Origin of the sequence: Citrobacter amalonaticus (assembly GCF_002918555.1) — a bacterium.
GTDB classification, from domain to species: Bacteria; Pseudomonadota; Gammaproteobacteria; order Enterobacterales; family Enterobacteriaceae; genus Citrobacter_C; species Citrobacter_C amalonaticus_A.
This window is the reverse complement of sequence record NZ_PQMB01000001.1, coordinates 114,871-140,472: the sequence shown is the minus strand read 5'-3', so window position 1 is coordinate 140,472 and position 25,602 is coordinate 114,871. Positions and strand designations below refer to the sequence as shown.

General features: G+C 51.1%; 24 protein-coding genes. 11 read left to right on the top strand and 13 right to left on the bottom strand.

Going from position 1 to position 25,602, the window contains the following annotated elements; all coding sequences use genetic code 11:
- Positions 1–6: 6 nt before the first annotated feature.
- On the bottom strand, positions 7–1,092 hold the full coding sequence (locus tag C3432_RS00685; protein ID WP_103774791.1) for a tartrate dehydrogenase: 1,086 nt from the start codon (positions 1,090–1,092) through the stop codon (positions 7–9).
- Between the two features lie 103 nt (positions 1,093–1,195).
- On the opposite strand from C3432_RS00685, the gene C3432_RS00680 reads away from it, so the two are divergent.
- Positions 1,196–2,113: a LysR substrate-binding domain-containing protein gene (locus tag C3432_RS00680; protein ID WP_103774790.1), complete on the top strand. Its 918-nt coding sequence runs from the start codon at positions 1,196–1,198 to the stop codon at positions 2,111–2,113.
- Positions 2,114–2,257: 144 nt separating this feature from the next.
- Here the strand turns inward: C3432_RS00680 and minE are convergent, their stop codons facing one another.
- From minE to minC, 3 genes are read right to left on the bottom strand one after another with little or no spacing between them, the layout of a single operon-like run.
- Complete coding sequence (minE, locus tag C3432_RS00675) at positions 2,258–2,524, bottom strand: cell division topological specificity factor MinE (protein WP_001185666.1); 267 nt, start codon at positions 2,522–2,524, stop codon at positions 2,258–2,260.
- A 3-nt stretch (positions 2,525–2,527) separates the two neighbouring features.
- Positions 2,528–3,340 (bottom strand): septum site-determining protein MinD, encoded by an 813-nt coding sequence (gene minD / locus C3432_RS00670; RefSeq protein WP_103774789.1) that lies wholly within the window; start codon positions 3,338–3,340, stop codon positions 2,528–2,530.
- A 23-nt stretch (positions 3,341–3,363) separates the two neighbouring features.
- Positions 3,364–4,071: a septum site-determining protein MinC gene (minC, locus tag C3432_RS00665; protein ID WP_103774788.1), complete on the bottom strand. Its 708-nt coding sequence runs from the start codon at positions 4,069–4,071 to the stop codon at positions 3,364–3,366.
- Positions 4,072–4,197: 126 nt separating this feature from the next.
- Here minC and C3432_RS00660 point away from each other — a divergent pair, with 126 nt between their 5' ends.
- The 3 genes from C3432_RS00660 (at position 4,198) to C3432_RS00650 (ending at position 5,760) form a co-directional block, all read left to right on the top strand.
- Complete coding sequence (locus C3432_RS00660) at positions 4,198–4,491, top strand: YcgL domain-containing protein (protein ID WP_103774787.1); 294 nt, start codon at positions 4,198–4,200, stop codon at positions 4,489–4,491.
- Between the two features lie 69 nt (positions 4,492–4,560).
- Positions 4,561–5,220 carry a fumarylacetoacetate hydrolase family protein gene (locus tag C3432_RS00655; protein ID WP_103774786.1) on the top strand — a complete coding sequence of 220 codons (660 nt, stop codon included), beginning with the start codon at positions 4,561–4,563 and terminating at the stop codon, positions 5,218–5,220.
- Between the two features lie 93 nt (positions 5,221–5,313).
- A complete protein-coding gene (locus C3432_RS00650; protein ID WP_219816709.1) occupies positions 5,314–5,760 on the top strand; it encodes a YcgN family cysteine cluster protein in 447 nt (148 codons plus the stop codon).
- 259 nt (positions 5,761–6,019) lie between these two features.
- Here the strand turns inward: C3432_RS00650 and dsbB are convergent, their stop codons facing one another.
- Positions 6,020–6,550 (bottom strand): disulfide bond formation protein DsbB, encoded by a 531-nt coding sequence (dsbB, locus tag C3432_RS00645; RefSeq protein WP_103774784.1) that lies wholly within the window; start codon positions 6,548–6,550, stop codon positions 6,020–6,022.
- A gap of 142 nt (positions 6,551–6,692) precedes the next feature.
- Complete coding sequence (gene nhaB, locus C3432_RS00640; RefSeq protein WP_103774783.1) at positions 6,693–8,237, bottom strand: Na(+)/H(+) antiporter NhaB; 1,545 nt, start codon at positions 8,235–8,237, stop codon at positions 6,693–6,695.
- On the opposite strand from nhaB, the gene C3432_RS00635 reads away from it, so the two are divergent.
- Positions 8,236–8,418: a hypothetical protein gene (locus C3432_RS00635; RefSeq protein WP_103774782.1), complete on the top strand. Its 183-nt coding sequence runs from the start codon at positions 8,236–8,238 to the stop codon at positions 8,416–8,418. The two genes, nhaB and C3432_RS00635, sit on opposite strands and share 2 nt — an antisense overlap.
- Before the next feature lie 40 nt (positions 8,419–8,458).
- On the top strand, positions 8,459–9,178 hold the full coding sequence (fadR, locus tag C3432_RS00630; RefSeq protein WP_103774781.1) for a fatty acid metabolism transcriptional regulator FadR: 720 nt from the start codon (positions 8,459–8,461) through the stop codon (positions 9,176–9,178).
- 35 nt (positions 9,179–9,213) lie between these two features.
- Here the strand turns inward: fadR and C3432_RS00625 are convergent, their stop codons facing one another.
- Positions 9,214–10,746: a SpoVR family protein gene (locus C3432_RS00625; protein WP_103774780.1), complete on the bottom strand. Its 1,533-nt coding sequence runs from the start codon at positions 10,744–10,746 to the stop codon at positions 9,214–9,216.
- A gap of 322 nt (positions 10,747–11,068) precedes the next feature.
- Between C3432_RS00625 and C3432_RS00620 the strand changes: the two genes are divergently transcribed.
- Together C3432_RS00620 and dadX are read left to right on the top strand one after the other, a co-directional pair.
- Entirely contained in the window at positions 11,069–12,367 is a 1,299-nt protein-coding gene (locus C3432_RS00620) for a D-amino acid dehydrogenase (protein ID WP_103774779.1), read from the top strand.
- A 13-nt stretch (positions 12,368–12,380) separates the two neighbouring features.
- Complete coding sequence (gene dadX, locus C3432_RS00615; protein ID WP_103774778.1) at positions 12,381–13,451, top strand: catabolic alanine racemase DadX; 1,071 nt, start codon at positions 12,381–12,383, stop codon at positions 13,449–13,451.
- Positions 13,452–13,466: 15 nt separating this feature from the next.
- On the opposite strand, the gene C3432_RS00610 is transcribed toward dadX, so the two are convergent.
- Positions 13,467–15,200, bottom strand: coding sequence for a potassium/proton antiporter (locus tag C3432_RS00610; RefSeq protein WP_103774777.1), 1,734 nt, complete (start codon positions 15,198–15,200; stop codon positions 13,467–13,469).
- Positions 15,201–15,297: 97 nt separating this feature from the next.
- Positions 15,298–16,212, bottom strand: coding sequence for a muramoyltetrapeptide carboxypeptidase (ldcA, locus tag C3432_RS00605; RefSeq protein ID WP_103774776.1), 915 nt, complete (start codon positions 16,210–16,212; stop codon positions 15,298–15,300).
- Between the two features lie 183 nt (positions 16,213–16,395).
- Between ldcA and emtA the strand changes: the two genes are divergently transcribed.
- Entirely contained in the window at positions 16,396–17,007 is a 612-nt protein-coding gene (emtA, locus tag C3432_RS00600; RefSeq protein ID WP_103774775.1) for a membrane-bound lytic murein transglycosylase EmtA, read from the top strand.
- Here the strand turns inward: emtA and ycgR are convergent, their stop codons facing one another.
- Positions 17,008–17,742 carry a flagellar brake protein YcgR gene (gene ycgR, locus C3432_RS00595; RefSeq protein WP_103774774.1) on the bottom strand — a complete coding sequence of 245 codons (735 nt, stop codon included), beginning with the start codon at positions 17,740–17,742 and terminating at the stop codon, positions 17,008–17,010.
- A gap of 323 nt (positions 17,743–18,065) precedes the next feature.
- A complete protein-coding gene (locus tag C3432_RS00590) occupies positions 18,066–19,778 on the bottom strand; it encodes an alpha,alpha-trehalase (RefSeq protein WP_103774773.1) in 1,713 nt (570 codons plus the stop codon).
- A 328-nt stretch (positions 19,779–20,106) separates the two neighbouring features.
- On the opposite strand from C3432_RS00590, the gene C3432_RS00585 reads away from it, so the two are divergent.
- Positions 20,107–21,483, top strand: a complete 1,377-nt coding sequence (locus tag C3432_RS00585) for a glycoside-pentoside-hexuronide (GPH):cation symporter (RefSeq protein ID WP_103774772.1) — start codon at positions 20,107–20,109, stop codon at positions 21,481–21,483.
- 161 nt (positions 21,484–21,644) lie between these two features.
- Here C3432_RS00585 and C3432_RS00580 read toward each other — a convergent pair whose 3' ends face one another.
- Complete coding sequence (locus C3432_RS00580) at positions 21,645–23,090, bottom strand: T3SS effector OspC family protein (RefSeq protein ID WP_103774771.1); 1,446 nt, start codon at positions 23,088–23,090, stop codon at positions 21,645–21,647.
- A 329-nt stretch (positions 23,091–23,419) separates the two neighbouring features.
- On the opposite strand from C3432_RS00580, the gene C3432_RS00575 reads away from it, so the two are divergent.
- Positions 23,420–23,671 carry a hypothetical protein gene (locus tag C3432_RS00575; RefSeq protein ID WP_258041578.1) on the top strand — a complete coding sequence of 84 codons (252 nt, stop codon included), beginning with the start codon at positions 23,420–23,422 and terminating at the stop codon, positions 23,669–23,671.
- 498 nt (positions 23,672–24,169) lie between these two features.
- On the opposite strand, the gene dcuC is transcribed toward C3432_RS00575, so the two are convergent.
- Positions 24,170–25,537: a C4-dicarboxylate transporter DcuC gene (gene dcuC / locus C3432_RS00565; RefSeq protein ID WP_103774770.1), complete on the bottom strand. Its 1,368-nt coding sequence runs from the start codon at positions 25,535–25,537 to the stop codon at positions 24,170–24,172.
- Between the last annotated feature and the right edge of the window lie 65 nt (positions 25,538–25,602).

Sequence of the window (25,602 nt, the reverse complement as noted above, 5' to 3'; positions counted from 1 at the left end):
CAGGGATTATTGGCTCAATGCCTGACAGATAGCCTCTGCCATTTGTTGTGTGGAGGCGGTGCCTTTCAGATCCGGCGTTTTCGGACCTCCGGCGATAACCTTCTCAATAGCGGCCATAATTCCGTCATGCGCTGCCCGGTAACGGGCATCGCCATCCCCGAGGAAATCAAGCATCATCGCGCCAGCCCAGATAGTGGCGACCGGATTGGCGATGTTCTTACCGTAAATATCCGGAGCCGATCCGTGCACGGGTTCGAACAGTGAAGGGAAGGTGCGTTCCGGGTTTAAATTCGCCGAAGGGGCAATGCCGATCGTGCCAGTACAGGCCGGTCCCAGATCCGAAAGGATGTCGCCAAACAGGTTTGAGGCGACCACCACGTCAAAACGTTCCGGCTGCATCACAAAGCGTGCGCAGAGAATATCAATATGCTGTTTGTCCCAGCGAATGTGCGGATAGTGCTGAGCCATCGCTGCCACGCGCTCATCCCACCAGGGCATACTGATGGCCAGCCCGTTTGATTTGGTTGCGGAGGTGAGGATTTTGCGTGGGCGGCTTTGCGCCAGTTCAAACGCATAGCGCAAAATGCGATCCACGCCGCGACGGGTAAAGACCGACTCCTGAATCACCACCTCATGTTCTGTTCCGGCATTTACCCGGCCGCCGAGCGATGAGTATTCACCTTCGGTGTTTTCGCGCACGACCCAGAAATTGATATCGCCTGGCTTCTTGCCCGCCAGCGGGCAGGGTACGCCAGGGAAGAGACGAACCGGGCGCAGGTTGACGTACTGATCGAACTCACGACGAAACTTCAGCAACGATCCCCATAACGAGACGTGATCGGGTACGGTCTCTGGCCAGCCAACGGCGCCAAAATAGATGGCATCAAAGTGCATTAGCTGTTGATGCCAGTCATCGGGCATCATCTGCCCGTGGCGCGCGTAGTAATCACAGCTGGCCCATTCTATCTGCTCGATGCTAAGCGACAGATCCCAGCGTTCGGCGGCCGCCTGCAACACGCGGATTCCTTCAGGTAAAACCTCTTTACCGATACCATCTCCAGGAATTGCCGCAATACGAAAGGTTTTCTTCATCCCAGGTCTCACTTATCAGTGGGGAAAATTGACTTACCTGACATCCTATAATTGACTGACTGACAGTTAATCACTTCAACTGTAGAAACATAAAACACGAATCATGAATAATCTGCCGCTGCTGAATGATTTGCGCGTCTTTATGCTGGTCGCCCGACGCGCCGGGTTTGCCGCTGTCGCCCAGGAGCTGGGCGCCTCTCCGGCCTGGGTGAGTAAGCGTATTGCACTACTGGAACAGACGCTGAACGTGGTTTTGCTGCACAGAACGACCCGACGGGTGACCATCACTGAAGAAGGGGAGCGGATTTACGAATGGGCGCAGCGTATTCTGCACGATGTCGATCAGATGATGGATGAACTGTCCGATGCACGTCAGGTGCCGCAAGGGATGTTGCGTATCATCAGCAGTATTGGTTTTGGGCGGCGGGTTGTCGCACCTGCACTGTCGGCGCTGGCGAAACAGTATCCGCAGCTGGAACTGCGTTTTGACGTCGAGGACCGGCTGGTCGATCTGGCGCAAGAGGGCGTCGATTTGGATATTCGCATCGGGGATGACATCGCGCCCAATCTGATTGCCCGCAAGCTGGCAACCAACTACCGTATTCTCTGTGCCTCACCGGAGTTCATTGCCCGACATCACATGCCAAAGCAGCTCGATGAGCTGGCAACGTTGCCCTGCCTGGTGATTAAGGAGCGCGATCATCCGTTTGGCCTGTGGCAGCTGAACAGTAAAGAGGGGGCACACACGATTAAGGTAACGGGACCGCTGTCGTCCAATCATGGCGAGATTGTGCATCAATGGTGTCTGGACGGACAGGGCATTGCATTACGCTCCTGGTGGGACGTGTGCGATAACATCGCCAGCGGGCATCTGGTGCAAATATTACCGGACTATTATCAACCCGCGAATATTTGGGCAGTATATGTTTCTCGTCTCGCTGCTTCTGCCAAAGTACGTATTACCGTCGAGTTTCTTCGCCTCTATTTCTCGCAGCGCTACCCTAAGTTTTCTCCGGAATAACGATCGCACGGCGACTTTAAAAACCACTGTATATAAAACCAATACGCGGTGATTAATTGATGTATATATTCATGGTGTAGCACATAAAATAAAAAAGGCAGAATATTCTGCCTTTTTAAATCCAGGAATTTTACTACAAACGGCTTATTTTGACTCTTCGGCTTCCGGCAACGTAACGTTAAGTTCGAGGATAGAAATATCGCCGTCTTTTTGTTCAAGTTGCACTGTCACCATCTCAGGATCAATTTGTACATACTTACAGATGACCTCAAGAATATCTTTTCTTAACTGCGGCAAATAGTGCGGTTCAGCGTCACTGCGACGGCGCTCCGCGACAATGATCTGCAGACGCTCTTTTGCGATGTTAGCCGTACTCTTTTTCCGCGAGAGAAAAAAATCCAGTAATGCCATAACTTATCCTCCGAACAGGCGTTTGAGGAAACCTTTCTTCTCTTCTTCGATGAAGCGGAAAGGACGTTCTTCTCCCAACAGGCGTTCCACGGTATCTGCGTACGCTTTACCCGCATCAGCATTGATGTCGAGAATCACCGGCTCGCCCTGGTTAGAGGCGCGCAGCACTGACTGATCTTCCGGGATTACACCCACCAGTTTGATCCGCAGGATCTCCAGTACGTCTTCCATACTGAGCATATCGCCCTTGTTCACGCGGCCTGGATTGTAGCGGGTCAACAGCAGATGCTCTTTAATGGGCTCTTCACCGTTCTCGGCACGGCGTGATTTTGACGCCAGAATACCCAGAATACGGTCCGAGTCACGCACTGAGGAGACTTCCGGGTTGGTGGTGATAATGGCTTCGTCAGCAAAATAGAGTGCCATTAGCGCACCGGTCTCAATGCCTGCCGGGGAATCACAGACGATAAAATCAAAACCCATTGTCTTCAAATCATCAAGAACCTTCGCGACGCCTTCACGGGTCAGCGCATCTTTATCGCGTGTTTGCGACGCGGGAAGAATAAAGAGGTTTTCAGTACGCTTGTCCTTGATCAACGCCTGATTAAGCGTCGCATCGCCCTGTATGACGTTGACGAAATCGTAAACGACGCGGCGCTCACAACCCATGATCAGGTCGAGGTTACGCAGGCCGATATCAAAATCAATAACGACAGTTTTCTTTCCCTTCTGGGCCAAACCAGTAGCGATGGCCGCGCTGGAGGTGGTCTTGCCAACGCCCCCTTTACCCGAAGTAACTACAATAATGCGTGCCATATAAATTCCTTGTTAAAAAGGGATCAATTCAACGGTTGAACGGTCAAAGCGCTCTCTGCCAGTCGCAGACGGGCCGCTTTGCCATAAAATTCTGCCGGGATTTTATCACTCAGCCAGTAAACACCTGCGATAGACACCAGTTCTGCCGTCAGATGGCTACAAAATATTTGCGCTTCCCGATCGCCGCTTGCTCCCGCCAGCGCGCGGCCTCTCATCATGCCATAGACATGAATATTGCCGTCAGCGATAAGCTCTGCGCCGGCGCTGACGTGGCTTGTAACAATCAGATCACATTGTGGTGCATAAATGCGCTGACCGGAACGAACCGGTACGTCAATTAATCGCGTTTTTGTGACGGGGGTAACGTTTTGCGGCGGCGCGACGGGGGCCGGAGCCTCAACAGGTGCAGAACGCACCACTTTCTCTTTACCTTCAGTCAGTAAAGGAAGGCCCATTTCGTCAATTTCGGCCTTAAGTCCGGCATCTTTACAGCCGCTGACGCCAATAATACGCAGGCCTGTGGAGGCAACCACCTTATGTAACACCGGCCAGTTTACCGGAGTCTCAAGGCCGCTCACATTCACGACCACCGGCGCATGCTTTAGAAAAGCCGGTGCCTGAGCGATTTTGTCTTCCAACGCCTGACGAATAACCTCGGGTTCTGCCTCGTGCAAATGAACCACTGATAAGGTGAAGCTACTGCCTTTAAGCTCGATTGGCGTGTTTGACATCCTGGCCTTACTCAATTTGCTAATTATCTTTCCCAGTACGGGGTGATATTCCGAAGTCCAGCAGGCATGTTATAGTCAGTATTATATTGAGGCAAGTCACCATCCCATTAATTCAGAGTAAAAAGTATGCTTTGTGTGATCTATCGAAGTAGTAAACGCGACCAGACCTATTTGTATGTCGAAAAAAAAGACAATTTTTCTCGTGTTCCTGAAGAACTGATGAAAGGATTTGGTCAACCGCAACTGGCGATGATTTTGCCACTGGATGGTCGTAAGAAACTCGTTAATGCCGATCTTGATAAAGTAAAACAGGCGTTAACTGAGCAAGGGTATTATTTACAGCTTCCTCCGCCGCCGGACGATTTACTCAAACAGCATCTTTGTGCAGCGACGGAAAGTAAACCAGACGCAAAAAAATAAACGGCATCCGGCTGGGTTCTGCGCTGTCGGGGCGGGTTCTTTAATCCACGATTACATTAGGGGAATAGTATGTATCAACATCATAACTGGCAGGGGGCGCTGCTGGATTACCCGGTAAGTAAAGTGGTTTGCGTGGGCAGTAACTACGCTAATCATATTAAAGAAATGGGCAGCGCAACGCCCGATGAGCCAGTACTTTTTATAAAACCTGAGACGGCCTTATGCGACCTGCGTCAGCCGTTGGCTATTCCGACCGATATGGGGTCTGTACACCATGAGGTTGAGCTGGCGGTGTTGATCGGTTCGACCTTGCGTCAGGCGACAGAAGAGCACGTGCGCAAGGCCATTGCAGGTTACGGTGTCGCGCTCGATCTGACACTGCGCGACATCCAGGGCAAAATGAAGAAAGCCGGGCAGCCGTGGGAAAAAGCCAAAGGCTTTGATAATTCATGCCCGTTGTCCGGATTTATTCCTGTCGCTGATTTTAGCGGCGACCCGCAGGACACTTCGCTGGGTCTGACAGTGAACGGCGAAGTTCGCCAGCAGGGAACCACCGCGGATATGATTCATAAAATTGTTCCGCTTATTGCCTATATGAGTAAGTTCTTCACCCTCAAGGCCGGAGATGTAGTGCTGACCGGAACGCCGGAAGGCGTCGGTCCGCTCAGAAGCGGCGATGAGCTGGTCGTTAATTTTAATGGTCACTCTCTGACCACCCGCGTACTGTAAGCCCGGCTTGCCGCCTCTTTGGGGCGGCAAAACTTGCATCAGCGTGCCAGACTGGTTATAAGGTGCAGCTTTATTGCAATGGCGGATACCCTGATGAGCGATTTACCTTTCTGGCAAAGTAAAACCCTGGATGACATGACGGATGCCGAATGGGAGTCGTTGTGTGATGGTTGCGGCCAGTGCTGCCTGCACAAGCTGATGGATGAAGATACCGATGAAATCTACTTCACTAACGTCGCATGTCGTCAGTTGAACATCAAAACCTGTCAGTGTCGTAACTATGAACGCCGATTTGAATACGAGCCGGACTGTATCAAACTTACGCGCGATAACCTGCCGACATTTGAATGGTTACCTTTGACCTGCGCCTACCGGCTACTGGCGGAAGGGAAGGGGCTTCCTGAGTGGCATCCGCTGCTCACCGGCTCCAAAGCGGCAATGCACGGTGAACGTATCTCCGTGCGCCATATTGCGGTGAAAGAGTCTGAAGTCAACGACTGGCAGGACCACATTCTGAACAAGCCATCCTGGGCTGACTAAGCCTCTGAACGTCCAGGAGAAGGCTACGCCTCTCCTGAGCGCGCGACATCATTAGCTTCAGGCATGATGTAAAAAAACATACTCACTCCTGTGTTCTATGATGACTCAGCCACCGTAAGGTGCTTTGTGAGTACTGGCGAGTGAGGAGATCACCGTTATCGCCCGTGTAACGCTGCTGCTCACGGGAATATATCTTATAAATGCCAGCAGGCAACGCCGTCAGGGTAAAAAAAACGCCCCCGGTCGGGAGCGTTCTGGATTAGCGACCGAAGAGATCGCGTCTTTTCGGTTTAACAGGCTGGGCTATCACCACCAGTATCGCAACAATGAAATAGGCCGCAAAAATGCCCAGCAGCCATTGTGGCATTTCCAGAGTTAAAAACTCCCACTGGCGCTGTGCGCAATCCCCGGACGCCACGAAAATCTGCGGCAGCCATTTGTCGAGCGGCAGCCAGCTCGGGAAGCGAGCCATAAAGTCACAGGTCATGAACGGGGAAGGGTGAAGCTGAATCATGGTGTGTTCATAAGCCAGCTGTATGCCACGCCAGGCGCTGTAGAGCCAGATAACTATCGCCACATAGCGCAGCGGGGTTTTGGGGGCGATGGCCCCGACCAGCCCTGCGCCCATCACGCCAAACAGCGCACAGCGTTCGTAAATACACAGCACGCAAGGCTTAAGCAACATGACATGCTGAAACCACAGCGCTACCAGTTCAAGCGCCAGGGCGGTTAATGCCATCAGTAACCATGCGCCCCGACCCCGTGAGCACTGGTTCAAAAATCGCAACATAATAATTTCCCTGCAATATGCGTAGAGACACGCAGTGTAAACCAATTCGTTTCTGTCGCCACTAGAGGAAAATGAAATATTGTGTAATTGGATAATTATCAGGCAAAAAACCAAACCGGGCAGCGATCTGCCCGGTAAGTTGTTATGAAACTGTAGATAACCAGCCGCTTTGCGTCATCCATTCGGTGAGCGGCGTCAGGGTGAACTCGACGCAGAGCAGGCCCACGAGGGTCAGTACCAGCGTGTACGGCAATGCCATCCACACCATTCGACCATAGGAAAGGCGAATCAGCGGCGCCAGCGCGGAGGTCAATAAAAACAGGAAGGCGGCCTGCCCGTTGGGGGTGGCAACGGAAGGCAGGTTGGTGCCGGTGTTTATCGCCACCGCCAGCAGTTCATACTGTTTCAGGCTGATAGCACCGCTCTCCATCGCCGCTTTTGCTTCATTGATGTAGATCGTACCGACAAACACGTTGTCAGAGATAGAAGAGAGCAGGCCGTTAAAGAGGTAAAACAACGTCAGCTGCACATGTTCCGATGCCTGTAACACGTACTGGATAATCGGAGAGAAAAGATGCTGATCGACAATCACCGCCACAATCGAGAAAAAGACCGTCAACAGCGCGGTGAACGGCAGTGACTCGGTGAACGCTTTCCCAATCGCATGTTCATCAGTTACCCCGGTGAGCGAGGTGGCCAGAATAATCACTGACAGGCCAATCAGCCCCACTTCCGCCAGATGCAGCGCCAGCGCCACAACCAGCCAGACGCCGATGATGGCCTGGATCACTAACTTGAGCTTATCCTGGCGCGTACGCTGTTGACGGCTCTGATCGTCAAACTGTTGCAGCACATCGCGTACTTTTTCCGGCAGCGTTTCACCATAGCCAAACCAGCGCAGTTTCTCGACGAGCACGCAGGTCATCGCCCCGCAGATCAATACCGGAACGGTGACCGGAGACATACGCAGGAAGAAGTCGCCGAAATGCCATCCGGCGGCTTTGGCGATTATCAGGTTCTGCGGTTCGCCGACCATGGTCATCACTCCGCCCAGCGCCGTACCGACGCCGGCGTGCATCATCAGGCTGCGCAGAAACCCGCGGAACTGCTCAAGCACCGTTTTGTAGTGCTGGTCGATATGGCTGTCATCTTGCAAATCACTGTCATCAGTGCGTGATGACGCGACGCGGTGATAAATACCGTAAAAACCCACGGCGACGCTAATGACCACCGCAACGACCGTCAGCGCATCAAGAAAGGCGGAGAGGAACGCGGCAGCGAGGCAGAAAGCGAGTGAAAGCATGGATTTGGAGCGAATACTGAGCAACAGGCGGGTGAAGATGAAGAGCAGGAGCTGCTTCATAAAGTAGATCCCGGCCACCATAAACATCAGCAGTAATAAGACCTCGAGATTCGCCTCGACCTCTTCGCGCACGTGTGCGGCGCTGGTCATTCCGATGATAACCGCTTCGATAGCCAACAGACCGCCTGGCAGCAGGGGATAACACTTAAGCGCCATCGCCAGCGTGAAAATAAACTCCGCGACCAGCAGCCAGCCAGCGACAAACGGATTGATGATAAACACCAGTGGGTTAACGATTAAGAAAATCAGCAGTGCGAGTTTGTACCAGTCTGGCGACTGGCCCAAAAAGTTGCGCCAGAAGGCGCGACCCCAGGAGTGTTCCATGGTGGTTTCCCTTACCTTTAATTATGAAATAGTGTTTTTATGTTTGAGCGCAAAGCTTAGCGGTCAGGCAGGGCGCAGGCAAGCATCGCTTATCGGAGGTGTGCGATATCCAGAAAATGAAGCCTTGATCCACATTTTCTTCATTGTGTCTGCTATCGGCCTTGTAGCCCGTCTGGTATGATAAGTGTAACTATGTTTTGCTGTGTAATGGAAATCTCACTATGGTCATTAAGGCGCAGAGCCCGGCGGGTTTCGCGGAAGAATACATCATTGAAAGTATCTGGAATAACCGCTTCCCTCCCGGCACTATCTTGCCAGCAGAACGTGAGCTTTCCGAGCTGATTGGGGTCACGCGTACCACATTACGCGAGGTGTTACAGCGTCTGGCAAGAGATGGATGGTTGACCATTCAACATGGCAAACCAACGAAGGTAAATAACTTCTGGGAAACGTCCGGGCTGAATATCCTGGAAACCCTGGCACGACTCGATCATGAAAGCGTTCCGCAGCTGATCGATAATCTGCTGTCGGTACGTACTAATATTTCCACTATTTTCATCCGCACCGCGTTTCGTCAACATCCGGATAAAGCGCTGGAAGTTCTGGCGACGGCGACTGAAGTCGCCGATCACGCCGATGCCTTTGCCGATCTGGATTACAACATTTTTCGCGGGCTGGCGTTTGCCTCCGGTAACCCGATTTATGGCTTGATCCTCAACGGAATGAAAGGGTTATACACGCGTATCGGTCGCCACTATTTTGCCAATCCAGAGGCGCGTAGCCTGGCGCTGGGCTTCTACCACAAGCTGTCGCAGCTGTGTTTGCAAGGGGCTCAGGATCAGGTATATGAAACAGTGCGCCGCTATGGTCGTGATAGTGGTGAGATCTGGCACCGGATGCAGAAGAATTTGCCCGGCGATTTAGCGATTCAGGGCCGCTAAAAAATAACCCCCTCATCACGAGGGGGTTTTTACTCTTACAGACTGTTGATGCGCGGCGGGCAGCGTTCCAGCAATTCAACGCTGCCATCCTCATTTTGCTGCTCCAGCGTGACGTCAAATCCCCACAGCCGGTGTACGTGCCTGAGCACCTCTGTGCGGCCTTTATCCAGCGGCGCGCGGTTATGCGGGATATAGCGCAATGTTAAAGAACGGTTGCCGCGCAGATCCACATTCCAGACCTGAATATTCGGCTCGACGTTACTCAGATTGTACTGTGACGACAGACGGTTACGAATCTCCCGGTAGCCTTCCTCGTTATGGATGGCCGATATCTCCAGATAATTGTGGCGATCGTCGTCCAGTACGGTGAAGAAACGGAAATCACGCATCACCTTCGGCGACAGGAACTGGCTGATAAAACTTTCGTCTTTGAAATCGCGCATTGCAAAGTGCAGCGTTTCCAGCCAGTCGGAACCGGCGATATCCGGGAACCAGTATTTGTCCTCTTCCGTTGGCGACTGGCAAATACGTTTGATGTCCTGAAACATGGCAAAACCGAGTGCGTATGGGTTGATGCCGCTGTACCACGGGCTGTTATAGGGGGGCTGGAAGACCACGTTGGTGTGACTGTGTAAAAATTCCAGCATAAACCGTTCGGTCACTTTCCCCTCATCGTACAGATGGTTAAGGATCGTGTAGTGCCAGAATGTTGCCCAGCCCTCGTTCATCACCTGCGTCTGTTTTTGCGGATAAAAATACTGGCTCACTTTACGTACGATACGCAAAACTTCGCGCTGCCATGGCTCAAGCAGCGGGGCGTTTTTCTCCATAAAGTAGAGCAGGTTCTCCTGCGGCTCTGACGGGTAGCGCCGGCTTTCGGCCACGGTCTTCTCTTCTTCTTTTTTCGGCAGCGTGCGCCACAGCATATTCACCTGGCTTTGCAGATACTCTTCACGACTTTTCTGCCGGGCTTTCTCCTCCTGCAAAGAGATTTTTTGTGGCCGCTTATAGCGATCCACGCCGTAGTTCATCAGGGCGTGGCAGGAATCGAGCAATTTTTCCACTTCATCGACGCCGTAGCGTTCTTCACACTGGGTAATGTAGTTACGTGCGAAGATCAGATAGTCAACAATCGAGCTGGCATCTGTCCAGCTGCGAAAGAGATAGTTGTTTTTAAAGAAGGAGTTGTGGCCGTAACAGGCATGTGCCATGACCAGCGCCTGCATCGTAATGGTGTTCTCCTCCATCAGATAAGCGATACAGGGATTGGCGTTAATGACAATCTCGTAGGCCAGTCCCTGCTGACCGTGCTTGTACATGCGTTCGGTTTCGATGAACTTTTTGCCAAATGACCAGTGAGGATAGTTAATCGGCATCCCGACGCTGGAGTAAGCGTCCATCATCTGTTCAGAGGTAATCACCTCTATCTGGTGCGGGTAGGTGTCCAGCCTGTAGAGTTTTGCGACGCGGTCTATTTCTGCCAGATAGACATCCAGCAGATCAAACGTCCAGTCGGGTCCATCGCTCAACCGTGTGGTGTCCTTGTTCATGGAATCAATCGTAGCCATTCGCGCACCCTCATTGTTGGCGGCACTCTCTGTCTGGAGCACCTCATTTCAATCATAGAACACCTTGTTAAAAATCGTGCTCATGAAGAATATTTTTCTTTGCGATTTATCATTGCCAGAGTGCCAAAAAACAGGGTGTTAACGCTACTTTATGCTGGATAAAGATTACGCGTAGCAGGAGATCCCAAAGCAAAGATATCCTTACTGAAACAGGTATGTGTGAGATGTGTCACCATAAAAAAGCCATATGTTGAATAATATTTTCATCTGAGTTATCAAGATGTAATCAGATGATTATTCTTTTACTGTTAACGGAGTGGCTATGCGAGTTGTCATACTGGGAAGTGGGGTGGTTGGCGTAACCAGCGCCTGGTATCTGAGTCAGGCGGGACATGACGTCACCGTCATTGACCGTGAATCCGGCCCGGCGCTGGAAACCAGTGCGGCGAATGCCGGACAGATCTCTCCGGGCTATGCCGCGCCGTGGGCGGCGCCGGGCGTTCCGCTCAAGGCGATTAAATGGATGTTTCAGCGCCATGCGCCGCTGGCGGTACGACTGGACGGGACCCCGTTTCAGCTGAAATGGATGTGGCAGATGTTACGCAACTGCGACACCAGCCATTACATGGAAAACAAAGGACGGATGGTACGTCTGGCGGAATACAGCCGTGACTGCCTGAAGGCGCTGCGGGCTTCAACCGATATTCAGTATGAAGGGCGCCAGGGGGGAACCTTACAGCTCTTCCGCACGGCGCAACAGTATGAGAACGCAACCCGTGACATTGCCGTGCTCGAAGATGCGGGCGTGCCGTATCAGTTGCTGGAGGCAAACCGCCTTGCTGAGGTGGAGCCTGCTCTGGCAGAGGTGGCGCATACGCTGACCGGGGGGCTGCGTCTGCCCAATGATGAAACCGGAGACTGTCAGCTTTTCACCCAACGTCTGGCGCAGATGGCCGAACAGACCGGCGTGACGTTTCGCTTCAACACCCCGGTGGAAAAACTGCTCTGTGAAGGGGGACAGATCTACGGCGTTAAGTGTGGTGACGAGATTATCAAAGCCGATGCTTACGTGATGGCGTTTGGCTCTTACTCAACATCAATGCTCAAAGGGATCGTTGATATTCCGGTTTATCCGCTGAAGGGTTATTCGTTAACGATTCCGGTGGCTGAAGAGGATGGCGCACCGGTTTCAACTATCCTTGATGAAACCTACAAAGTTGCGATTACCCGTTTTGACCAGCGTATTCGCGTGGGAGGAATGGCGGAAATTGTCGGTTTCAATACCGAATTGCTTCAGCCGCGTCGTGAAACGCTGGAAATGGTGGTGCGCTCCCTCTATCCGCGTGGTGGGCACGTTGAGCAGGCGACATTCTGGACCGGATTACGCCCAATGACGCCAGACGGTACGCCGGTAGTGGGGCGTACGAGTTTCAAAAACCTGTGGCTTAATACCGGTCACGGTACGCTGGGATGGACGATGGCCTGCGGCTCAGGGCAACTGCTGAGCGATCTTCTCTCTGGTCGCACACCGGCTATCCCTTACGATGATCTCAGTGTGGCACGTTACAGCCGTGGATTTACGCCATCACGCGCACAATATTTGCATGGCGCTCATAACTAAATAAGGACACAAGATGACCCGCCCGACACTGGCCAGCATTGACCTGCAGGCGCTGAAACAAAACCTGGCCATTGTACGCCAGGCCGCCCCGGACGCCCGCGTTTGGTCGGTGGTAAAAGCCAATGCCTATGGACACGGCATTGAGCGTGTCTGGAATGCCCTTGGTGCTACCGATGGTTTTGCCATGCTCAATCTTGAAGAAGCGATAAACCTTCGCGAACGTGGATGGAAAGGGCCGATTTTGATGCTGGAAGGTTTCTTCCATGCCGAAGATTTGGCGGTCTATGACACGCTGCGACTGACCACCTGCGTACACAGTAACTGGCAGCTCAAAGCACTCCAGAATGCGCGTCTCAAAGCGCCGCTGGATGTCTATCTGAAGGTGAACAGCGGCATGAACCGATTAGGTTTTCTGCCCGAACGCGTTCAGACCGTCTGGCAACAGCTGCGGGCGATGTCAAACGTTGGGGAGATGACGCTGATGTCCCACTTCGCGGATGCGGAGCACCCGGATGGCATTCAGGAGGCGATGGTGCGTATTTCACAGGCGGCGGAAGGGCTTGAGTGCCGTCGTTCGCTGGCGAATTCGGCGGCCACGCTCTGGCATTCTGAATCTCACTTCGACTGGGTGCGTCCCGGTATCATTTTGTATGGCGCGTCGCCTTCCGGACAATGGCGCGATATCGCCAATACCGGGCTGAAGCCGGTGATGACGCTGAGCAGCGAGATAATCGGCGTACAGACGCTTAAAGCGGGCGATCGCGTTGGCTATGGCGGGCGTTATACCGCCAGCGGCGAGCAGCGGATCGGCATAGTGGCGGCAGGTTACGCTGACGGTTATCCGCGACATGCGCAAACCGGCACGCCGGTGCTGGTGGACGGCGTCAGAACGACCACGGTTGGGACGGTGTCAATGGACATGCTGGCGGTGGATTTAACGCCTTGCCCGCAGGCCGGAATAGGAACACCGGTGGAACTCTGGGGCAAGGAGATTAAGATTGACGATGTCGCCGCCGCGGCAGGGACGGTTGGCTATGAATTGATGTGCTCGCTGGCGCAACGCGTCCCGGTAGTGACAGTGTAACTTTTTCTGAGGCGGCTATTCCGCCTCATCTTCCGCCACGCGCACCCCGACTTTAAGTACCGAGCTGTCCTCTTTCTCTGCGACGGTCCATATCATCCCGGCAAACTCAACCTGGTCGCCCACCACCGGCGCGGCTCCCAGCAGTTGCTCAACGATTTCCCCCAGCGTTTGCTGCTGATCGCGGTATTCCGTCCCGTCTTCAAGGCCATAGATAAGCGCCACGTCAGCATATTTTGCGCTGGCTTCAAGAATAAAATCACCAAAGAAACGCTGGTCCAGCGCCACAGGCGGCGACTGGCTGAACAGTTTGCCAAGCGCCGGGAGATCGCGCTCACGGCCAATGACGCACAACACGTCACCTTCGCGCAGCCGGGTACTGCCCGTGGGGTGAAACAGTACGTTGTCGCGAAACAGCGCGGCAATACGCGTCTCCCGTGGCATATGCAGGTCACGCAGCGCCGCACCAACGCACCATTTGTCGGCGCTGAGCTGGTAGACAAACTGCTCCCAGGGGTTATCCGGATGAATATCCAGCCCTACGCGGGAAACGGGCCAGCCAACGGGCGGCACCACCACTTTGGCTTTTTTGGCTGCCCAGGAGAGCGATGTTCCCTGGAAGAGCAGTGAAATCAGTACCACGAAAAATGCAACGTTAAAAAACAGACGGGCATGTTCCAGACCTGCCATCATCGGGAAGACGGCGAGAATGATGGGCACCGCGCCGCGCAGCCCGACCCAACTGATAAAAATACGTTCGCGCAGATTAAACCCACGGAAGGGCAACAGCCCGACAAACACCGACAGCGGGCGGGCAAAGAAGATCATCCATGCCGAGAGGAGCAGCGCCGGAATCACGATCGGCAGCAGGTCTGATGGCGTAACCAGCAGCCCCAGCACCAGGAACATACCAATTTGCGCAAGCCAGGCAAGGCCATCGAAGTTTTGCAGAATGCCATAACGGTTACGGATCGGACGGTTCCCGAGCAGGAAGCCGCACAGGTAGACCGCCAGAATACCGCTGCCTTCGAGCGCGGTGGTCAGGGCAAAGATGAGGATCCCACCACTCAGCGCCAGCAGCGGATAGAGTCCCGGCGGCAGGGCGATGCGGTTAATTGTCTGCTGGAGCAGGTAGCCGCCGCCTAATCCCAGCACAATGCCCAGACCGAACTGCTGGATGATGTGTACCGCAAACATCCAGCTTAAACCGGCTTCGTGCTGCTGAATCATCTCTATCAGCGTAATGGTCAGGAATACCGCCATCGGATCGTTACTACCGGATTCGATTTCCAGCGTTGAGCCGACACGTTCGTTGAGTCCTTTGCCGCCGAGCAGCGAGAACACCGCCGCCGCGTCGGTAGAGCCAACAATCGCGCCAATCAGCAAACCCTCGATTAAATCCAGATGGAACAGCCAGGCCGCCATCATACCGGTGAGCCCGGAGGTGATCAGAACGCCAATTGTCGCCAGCGACAGCGCCGGACCCAATGCAACGCGAAAAGAGCTGGCCTGGGTGCGCATCCCGCCATCAAGCAAAATAATCGCCAGCGCAAGGTTACTGACCATATACGCGAACGGGTAGTTGTCGAAAGGGATACCGCCGATACCATCAACGCCGGCGAGCATACCAATCGCCAGAAAAATGACCAGAATAGGGATGCCAAGCCGTGACGAAAATGAACTGAGTAAAATGCTGCTGGTAACGAGGACGGACCCCAAAATGAAAAGGCTGATGATAGTTGCGGCATCCAACGGTCGGTTACTCCTTAATTATGCTGTTTCTTATTAATTAACCCTAACATAATATCAACAGGAACAGTGTTTTACTTAGCCTGTGACGCCGCTTTTTTTACTTTCTGAGTATCGGATGACCCGTCAGGGTGAGCCGGGTGCAATTTCCACCGTTTTTCAGCACCGCGTGGGCGCCAATCGGCAGCGTTACGGTACGTTGCTCATGACCAAAATCAAGCCCGGTTATCAGTGGAACAGAGAGACGGGAACGCAGGAAGGCACAGACCGCATTGAGATTGTAACCGGCATCATAATCATTGGGCGCGCTGCCGCTAAAACTGCCGAGCACAATGGCGCTCTGGCGGTTGAGAATACCCGCATCGTAAAGCTGCAAAAGCATACGCTCAATACGGAAAGGATGTTCATTGATATCTTCCAGCACCAGAATGCCGTTTTTAATTTTCGGCATCCACGGTGTGCCGATCAGTGAGATCAGCATTGCCAGGTTGCCGCCCCACAGCGTTCCTTCCGCATCGCAGTCCGGACCCGATCCAGGCCACTCGACCGTGAACTGCTCATGGCGCAGCGCCAGCCAGAAATGGTGCTCAGTGAAAGCATTCATCTCTTCAGCGCCAAAGTTTGCCGCCAGCATCGGGCCGCTGAAGCTGATGACGTTGCCTTGTGCCAGCAGTCCACACTGAATAGCCGTGAAATCGCTGTGCCCGCAAATCAGCAGCGGATCCTTTTGCTGGCGTGCGCTCAGCGCCTGCCAGTCAATCTTCTCCAGTAAGCGACTGGCACCGTAGCCACCGCGTACCGCCATCACGATCGTGTCAGGGGCGGTAAGATTAATGAGATCGTTCACATCGCCCAGACGCTCCGCCTCTGTCCCGGCGAACCGCTGATTCCGGCGCTGAATGACCGCTGAATTATTGACCGTATGGCCCGCTTCGGTAAGACGCTGAACCCCTCGCTGCGCCGCCTGCTGATTAATACAGTAACCTGATGGCGCGATGAGATGAAACACAGACATGGCAATTCCTTGCTGACAATAGAATGCAAATGTATATCATGCCGCTTATGCCCGTCATACTTCAAGTTGCCGGTGCGTTGGCTGTATTGACTCACTGACGGCCTTCCTGCAACTCGAATTATTCAGGGTATGAGTACGTCGTTGTCACCGCAGCGACAAGTTCCGGCTATAAGGATAGATGACGTGAAATTGAGATGGTTTGCTTTTTTGATTGTGTTACTGGCTGGCTGTAGCGCTAAGCAGGATTATAAAAATCCCCCGTGGAACCCTGAAGTTCCGGTAAAACGTGCGATGCAATGGATGCCGATCAGTGAAAAGGCTGGAGCCGCCTGGGGTGTGAGTCCGCAGCTAATCACTGCCATAATCGCCATCGAATCCGGGGGGAATCCGAACGTTGTCAGTAAATCAAACGCGGTGGGGCTGATGCAGCTCAAAGCCTCGACCTCCGGGCGCGATGTTTATCGGCGGATGGGCTGGAGCGGCGAACCGACCACCAGCGAACTGAAAAATCCCGAACGTAATATTTCGATGGGAGCTGCGTATCTGAGCATTCTGGAAAACGGTTCGTTGGCCGGAATAAAAGATCAACAGGTGATGCAGTATGCTCTGGTGGTGTCGTATGCCAATGGCGCAGGCGCGCTATTGCGGACCTTCTCTTCCGATCGCAAAAAGGCGATCGATAAGATTAACAAGTTGAGTGCCGATGAGTTTTTTGAACACGTTGTTGATAATCACCCAGCCCCGCAGGCGCCTCGCTACATCTGGAAACTACAGCGGGCGCTGGATGTGATGTAACTAGTGGCGCACCTTATTCGCTTTTTCCCGCGCTTCGCGCTCCAGCGAAAAGATGATCCGCTGTAATTCCCGCTCCACCGCCGGGCCGACGTTGAGAAAACGAAAGCTCAGGCGGGGAGTGGTAATCGTCTCGTTTTTTCCGTCAATCGCCTTACGTTCGCTAATCGAGATAAGCTGGGCATCGACATGAAATATGCCCCATTGCCCCATATTCAGCTCGACCTGCGAAAAGTCCATCCCTTCCTCCAGTTCGCCGGGTTTGGCTTCTTCCATCAGCGCCCCCATGCCGCCCAGCGATAAATCGACCAGGCGAAAACGCAGCGTACTGTTGTCGGGAAGTTTGGCTGAACAGTAGTAATCAGGTTGTAAAGGGGCGCAAATACGGAAGTATTCTCGCCGCTGAATAAACCACAGCGACTGGGGAAGCGGGGTAGTAAAGGCCGGAAGCTGTAGGAATTCGCAGCGTTGTAGCTGTTCAAGGGTGAATTCAACCTTCGCGCCCTGCGTTTCGGCGGTGATCGTTATCTCAGTGGCATGTTGCGCGGCGAGGTTTGCATTATCCTGACTGCCAAAATCCATTACCAGCCTGTCCTGCGTGATCTCAAGGATCTTGCTGATGAATTGTCCACCGGACCAGGAGACACGCAGAGGAACCTGCCCTCTGCTTAAATCGCGAAGAACACCTAATATCGCCAATGGATTTTGCTTCAGGAACTGCTCATTGTAATGGCTCACACTCACTCCAGGATGCCAGACAGACTCTCAGTTGTATATCGGCATTTCGTGACAGAACTTAATACAAATGCGTGTTTTTTTCTCAACGATAAATAAATCAGCCAGGCCAATCGTGCCGGGAAACGCGTTCTGTCTGAATAAGAGAACGCCAGCGTATCCTTATGTTGATATGCGTAACGATTAAAAACAGGTTCAGCATCAAATGTCTGATGAGAAATAATTTAACTTATTGAATTATGATGGATAACCATGCGGGAGACGGGGCTGCTGCGCAAAAAAATCCGCGCCGGGGCGCGGATTTCAGAGGAAGGAGGCAGAAGGCGTTATTGCGTGGGAGCCGTCTGTTTCTGTGGCGCTGTCGGTTCTGCTTGCGCAGCGGCTGTTCTTTGCGCAGGGACATTGTCGCAAGGTTTCTCTTTTGGACAGATTAAGTCGAGCATTTTCAGCGTTACGCCGTTGGTCCAGCCAAAGCCGTCCTGCAACGGATATTCACCGCCGCCACCGCCGGTTCCGGTGGAACTGACATCATATTTTTCCACCAGTTTCTTCTCGCGATCGTATGTGTGTTGCACATTGGTCAGGAATCGCCAACTGATGTCCATTGCAACATCGGTCTGCCCGTAATTTTGTAGTCCTTCGGTTGCGACCCACTGTAACGGTGCCCAGCCGTTAGGCGCATCCCACTGCTGCCCACTTTTCACCGAGGTGGTAGACAAGCCGCCGGGCTGGAGCAAGTGTGTTTTGGTGGCGGCCGCCACTTTCGCAGCCCGATCTTTCGAGGCCGCATTGACATACAACGGGAACAGCGCCGCCGCCGTTAACTGATTGCGGACTTTGTGGCTTTTCAAATCGTAATCGGCGTACCAGCCTTCTTTATCATTCCACAGATATTTTTCAATCGCCTTCTGCCGGGCATCGGCCAGGGTGCCATACTGCTGGGCTAACGCTTCATCACCTGAAGCTTTACTGGCGCGGGCGAGAATTTTCTCCATTTTGAATAACAGAGCGTTAAGATCGACCGGCACAATGCGGGTGGTGTGAATGGTGCTGAGCTGTTCGGGATTGTCCATCCAGCGCGAGCTGAAGTCCCATCCAGAGGCCGCGGCAGAGCGCAAATCGCGGTAGATTTCCGTAGCCGGGCGGTTCGGGTTACTTTTGGCAGTGGCGATATCTTCAACCCACGATTCCGGACGTGGGGTGTCGCGATCGTCCCAGTAGCGGTTCAGAATGGTGCCATCGGCAAATTTAACCACGCGCTTGTTCTGCGCGCCAGGAGCGAGGGTCTCAACGCCTTCCATCCAGTACGTATACTCTTTTTGCAACTGTGGGAGATATTTCTTCAACGCATCATCGCCATCATGCCGGGCCAGTAACTCCACCATCAGGGCAAAAAACGGAGGTTGAGAGCGGCTCAGGTAGTAGCTGCGGTTGCCATTCGGAATATGACCGAAGGTGTCAATTTCGTAAGCGAAGTTAGCCACCATATCGGCGACGTTATCCCAATGATCGCTTTCGGCAAGGCCCAGCATGGTGAAGTAGCTGTCCCAGTAATAGACCTCCCGGAAGCGTCCGCCTGGCACGACATACGATTCCGGCAGCGGTAATAACGAATCCCATTTTTCGGCGCTTTGTGTTGAGCGGGTTAAAACCGGCCATAAACCGTCAATGTGTTCGCGCAGAGACTGGCCTTCGGGAGGCACATATTTTTCCCTCTCTTCAGGCAGCGTGAAATTGACGCTAACGAAGTGGCGTAAATCAAAGCTGGTCTGATTTTTTTGCATCCGGTAATCCGCGAGGATCGTTAACGGATCGCTATTGGGTACCGCATCGGCAAAGGTCTTCTGATCCGGGAACAGTTTGGCGTTTTGTACATCATTAAACAGGGGACCGAGCAGAATATCCGGGGGTTGCGGCAGTGCGATCGGCTGGTCTTGTGCATTGGCGGAAAGTGAGGCAACGCTCAGAAAGGCGCAGGTTACAGCCAGTTTTATCGCCAGAGACAATGCGTCCTTGTGGCGAAAAGCAGGTTTTATCATCGATCATTCTCCTTTGCGGCGTACCGAAGTAAACGGTATTCAACCATGACAAAACCTTAGACCAGGATCGGGTGACGTGCGCTTTCTGACCGTCATTTTTTGCACCAACCGTGTTTTCTGTTACGCAATAAATGCCGGGGAATGGCAAATAAATATTCATCAAAATTATACCAGCATGGAATTCTTTGTTTACCAGGTAAGCGCGATCACAAAAGATAAAAAACATAAGAATTGAATGAAAAATCATAATAGACCGTTAAATACATCTGTGAAGAAATGCACGAATCACAAACATTTTGTGAAAGGTCATTTTTAATAAGGATGAATTATGTCTGAAGTGGAACGATTACCCATAAAAGAAAAAATAGGTTACAGCCTTGGTGACGCAGCAAGCCATATTGTTTTCGACTCTTCTGTTGCTATCCTCGCTTATTTCTATACCGATATTTATGGCTTACCGCCCGCAGTAATGGGAACCATGTTTCTGCTGGTGCGTCTGCTGGATGCAATAACCGATCCTGTCATGGGGGCAATTGCCGATGCCACTTCCACCCGCTGGGGACGTTTTCGCCCATGGCTGCTGGCAATCTGTGTGCCATTTGCGGTCAGCTGCGTACTGGTTTATTCCACGCCAGATTTCTCAGATAACGGCAAGATTGTTTACGCCGTTGCGGCTTATATATTTATGACCTTAATGTATACCGCGATTAATATTCCTTACTGCTCGCTGGGCGCGGCGCTCACTTCTGATCCGCATGAGAACCTGTCGCTGCAATCCTGGCGCTTTGCGATTACCCCTGTTGGCGGGGCATTGGGAACGGCGTTTATTCTGCCGGTTGCCGACTACCTCTTCCCGGGAGACCGTGCGACGGGGATTCAGGTGGCAATGGCGCTGTTCGGCGTGATAGGGTGCATCATGTTCCTGGTCTGCTTTTTGACCACCAAAGAGCGCGTACAGCCAATCAAAGAGGAAAATCTCAATATTGCCCGCGATGTGAAAATCCTCTTTAAGAATGAGCAATGGCGCATTTTATCCGTATATAATTTTATGATGCTGGTGGCGGTCGTTATTCGCGGCGGTGCCGTTGTTTATTACGTCAATATCGTACTGAACGAGGGGGCGGATATTATCACCTGGTTTATGCTGGGCGGGATGTTTGCCTCCATGTTGGGCTCGGTTCTGGTAAAACCATTCGGAACACGCTTTTGCAAAATTAAACTCTCATTTTGGATCAATATTATTAATGCTGGCCTGGGTGTGCTCTGTTATTTTCTGCCGATCGAGTACTGGATTATTCCATTACTGGTTCATCTGGCGGTCCAAATCATTCAGGGTGGAAATGGCGCCATTCAATGGTCAATGATTACCGACGCTAATAACTACGGGGAATGGAAAACCCGACGCCGCATTACCGGGATGAACGTCGCCGCAAATATCTTTGTTATCAAACTGGGGGTTGCCGTTGGCGGGGCGATTATCGGTTGGGTACTGGCGTATTATGGCTATGTGACAAATAGCGCCACTCAGTCTGCGGACTCAGTTGAGGGTGTGGTTCTGCTCTTTACTTTGTTGCCAGCGTTGTTCTATCTGCTGACCGCGATTTCGATCAAATTCTACCAGTTGAATGAAGAGAGGATGAATACGGTTGTGCAGGATCTGCAAAAAGGACAGTTTGCGGGCCAGGAGCCAGCTGTGCATCTGTGACAAACCCGATAAAATCCACGCGGTTGCGTGGATTTTTCAGACTGCTGACAAAGCCTGATATGTCCGATGGCGCTACGCCTATACTCGTTATATTTCAGGTTGCTGGTGCGTTGGATTCCCGCAACTCGAATTGTTTGGCGCATATCAGGCCAACAAGAAATTTATAATATATTGGTAATCAGATCTTTGCCACTCACTGCGCCAAAATTAAGCAATACGTCAATCATTTCCTGATTATCAATTTTCATCGCGTTGTCCAGCATTGTGTTCCCACGTCTGCCTTTTATGAATATCTTGTTGGGATCGACCAGTCCGCGCTCCAGAAAATTTTTTAATATCGAAATATCTGCCGCGTAATTGGTCAGTCTGCACTCTATATCATAAGCTTTATCGTCAGATGTCATTTTTATCATATCTTCGCAGCTGAATTCAAACTTTGAAAAAAGATATTCAGTAACCTCTGGCATGGCGCATTCAATTGCCAGACGCATGGCTTTGTTTGCATCATCTTTTTTATGTATATGGCGAGAAAGCGCCTGAATGTTAGCGGCCTTAATGGCATCTTTCATGCTCATTTCTCTCAGTTCGACTTCTTTGAAGTGCGCTGTGCTTACCATTCTCGGAACATGAAATTCAGGCTGGAACACAAAATTAAGAATTCTGTCCAGTCCCTTACTATCCAGATTCTCGTTCAGGGCAAAGTTTTTAAAATCAACATCGCTACACTGTCTCAGAAAATCGATAAGATGCAATCCCAGGGCGAGTTTCATATTCTTCGCGCTATAAACAGGGACATCAAATGTCCCTTTTTCTCCATGTATTTTACGCTGAACTTCATTTCTCACTTCGGAGAACCGGGACGCAAAATCAGCATGTTCATACTGAGATACACAGGGTATGCTGTTGTAGAAATGGTCTGTTAATGTCAGATATCCATAAGGAAACTGCTCATCAAGGATATAGGCATTCGCGCCAAAATCGAGAGCACCAAACCGGGTGTTCAGTGGAAGTTGCGCCTCATCATCAGAAAACTCTACGGCAAAGAATACGAAATCATGGTTGGCTAAATATTCCATATCCTGAGGAAAAGTATTTTTCCCGGTCAGTATCCCGTCAGATTGTGTTTTTTTCAATGATAAAATATTCAGGTGTCCGTCAGACAAATTTGAACTACTCTGGTGTCTGAAGTGCCATTTGGCGTCAACCACTTTGCTCAGCAACTCTTTTTCATTCGGCGTTAAGTTCTGCGTTTTTTCTTTTATGCTTGTTAAATAACTTCGGGAAATCTTATCAAGATGCTCAAGTGTACTCAATGGGGCCTTATCTGCCACAGGTTCTTCAAGATCGATGTCGGCTATTTTAAAGTAAACACCGTTGGAAAACATATAACTATAGCTCTGAGCAGCAATGGTTTTTCTAAAGAAATTTTTAATGATATTAGCAGCTTTTACCTCAGTGTTGTTCCTCAGTGAAAGATTTTCCTGGGAGTTATGCACAGATGTACAACGTTTCAGGGGTGTACCTGTCTCATTTCTTTTCTCTATTATGGAATGCGGGCAGGCAAAATTGCTTTGTTGAATAGTTTTCAGTGGATATGACATTTTCATTATTTTGAAAAATCCTGTATGAATAAATTATCTCAGGTAATCATCAATTTTCAGTGAGTAAGAAAAGTGAATGCGCTTATTTTTTAATGTGCTATAGATTACATTGGCATTGATTTTTAAGAACACTTTAAGACGAACAGAAAATAAAGGGAATAAATGTTTTCTTTATTCTGCACGCAGAAGCACGGTCATTGTGTGGTTTGTTTGTCGGGTACATTTCAGCGGAAGTCAGCGATGGCGGCATTCTGGCACTTGTTGAGACGGGGGATCCCATCAGCATTGATATTCCTCACGGACGTTAACACTCAATGTTGACGGTGCGGAACTGAATGCGCGTTAACAGCGTTGCCAGAAAATGCATAAAGATGTTCCTCGCGGGTTTCTGCGTCTCTGCGGCGCTGTTACCCTATATTCAGCGCTGGATGCAGCATTGTGAGTATATTATTCAGGTTGAGAAAAGCATCCTGCACCGTCGGGGGATTATTGCCGATGATTATTGCCGAAAACCGGGCTGGACGCTGACTCACGAAGATAACAAGACCATCGATCGGTTTATTCAACAGTTCAGTTTGTCGAGTTGAACAATCTGGCGTATAAGAGCAGGGGAGCGCTGGTGGTCCCCAGGTCTGCATTTATCGTCAGGGGGCGCGACAGGCATTATCTCAGTGGAAATACGATAATGTTCCAGCGATCGCTGAGTTTGCGCTCCCCATAACTTATTTTCCGGGACAGATATGGGCGTCTGCGAATCTTTTTACTTCGGTCTATTATTATTGCCTGCTCCTTATTGAAATCAGGTATGCCAGAAAATCGAACAGTTATCTGAACGAATATTCTGGCTACCCATTTTTATATTATTGCCTTTTTTCAGTCACATTCATATTGCACGCTCGTCTGCGGGATGCAACGTTATTTTCAATAAAACATACAGATATATATTGAGCGTTTATTTTCAACAAATCCTCTTTCAAAGGCGATAGCGTTTTGGAACGCGTTTGCTGATGTTTTATAATTTAATCTTCTTTGACTCCTTGCCACAGGTGACGATGATTTCACGCAATCAAACGTAAATTTCATCGCTATCCTAAATATATAAATGTCATTACCAGATTCACAATGGCTGCGACTCCCATAGGTATTGCCGTGCGTTTAACAACCTGAAAAGGAGAGACGCCAGCAATACCCGCGATGGCGACAATCGCGGCTGTTATCGGTGAAACTGTCCGGCCAAAACTCGTCATGATTTGCATGGGCAGAATGAGCGTGACTACATCCACTTTTAGAAAGGCGGCTATTTTAGGGGTAAGAGCTGCGAAAGAGAAAAATGCAGCGTTGCAGGAACCCATCAGGAAAGCAGCAAGTGCAAGGATGAAACTCATCACAACGATCATAGATCCGACACCGAATCCTGCATTTTGTGCCGCAGTTATCATTGTATCCACGGCACCGATATGGAGCAGACCATTGGCAAAGACTTCCCCACAGACAATCAGCGATACCACCAGTACAAATTGTTTACCCATTCCCTCAAAGAACAACATAAAACTATCCATTACGGCTTTTGCACTTTTCAGGCGGAAATATTCAAATATAAGGGCGACGACAGTACTGATGATCATCGCGGTGGTAACGTCTATTTTGATGAATGACTTGAATATTGGGCTAAAACCGATGATAAGCACGAGCGGTACCACCGGCAATAAGGCATAAATCAGCGGGGGCCGGGCATGATCATTGTCATCGATTTTATCCAGCGTATCCTTCGTGAATACAAAGCCTTCGCGTTTATCCCACCAGCGTTGAACGATAAAGTGTGCGATAGCAACTGCAATAATCACAGGCACAGTGACGGGTAACTGGTGATAAACAAAGTACGTAGCAGGATCAATGCCTGCGGTCTTAGCCGCCATGATGACATTGCCTGAACCGGGACCATGATCGATAAATTGACAGGTTCCAATGACGGCCAGTGAGGATAATGGACTTACCCCTGTGCGAATCAGAATAGGGTACATGGTTACCATCAACAACATACCTAAACCGGCATGGCTTGGAATGAAAATAACCAATACCTGGGTCACAAGAAAAGCAACGATCAGCAGCATATAAGGTGACCGAACCGATCTCAACGGCTTTTCAAATACAGCAAATAGCGCCTTGCTGGCTCCGACATGATCCATATAACGGGAAAAACCCGCGATGGCCATTAGCGTCAAACCCAGTCCGGCTAACCGGGTGCTCATAATATCACTGAAGACTTTGAATATATCAAAAAATTGAAAGTGGGTAGTGGTCTTCTCCGGTAATAATGTTCCCAGATTAAACATCACCGTAAGCCCCATCAGTAATAGTCCACCCAATAATAATACGGGCTGAGGTTTATATCCTTTCGCCAGCATAAAAATAACCAATCCGGTTACAATGATTGCAAGAATAACGCCAAGCATAATATTTCCCCATATCCACGACGTTTTACAATTTTGGGATGGCGTGCAGATAGATTGCACGCCAG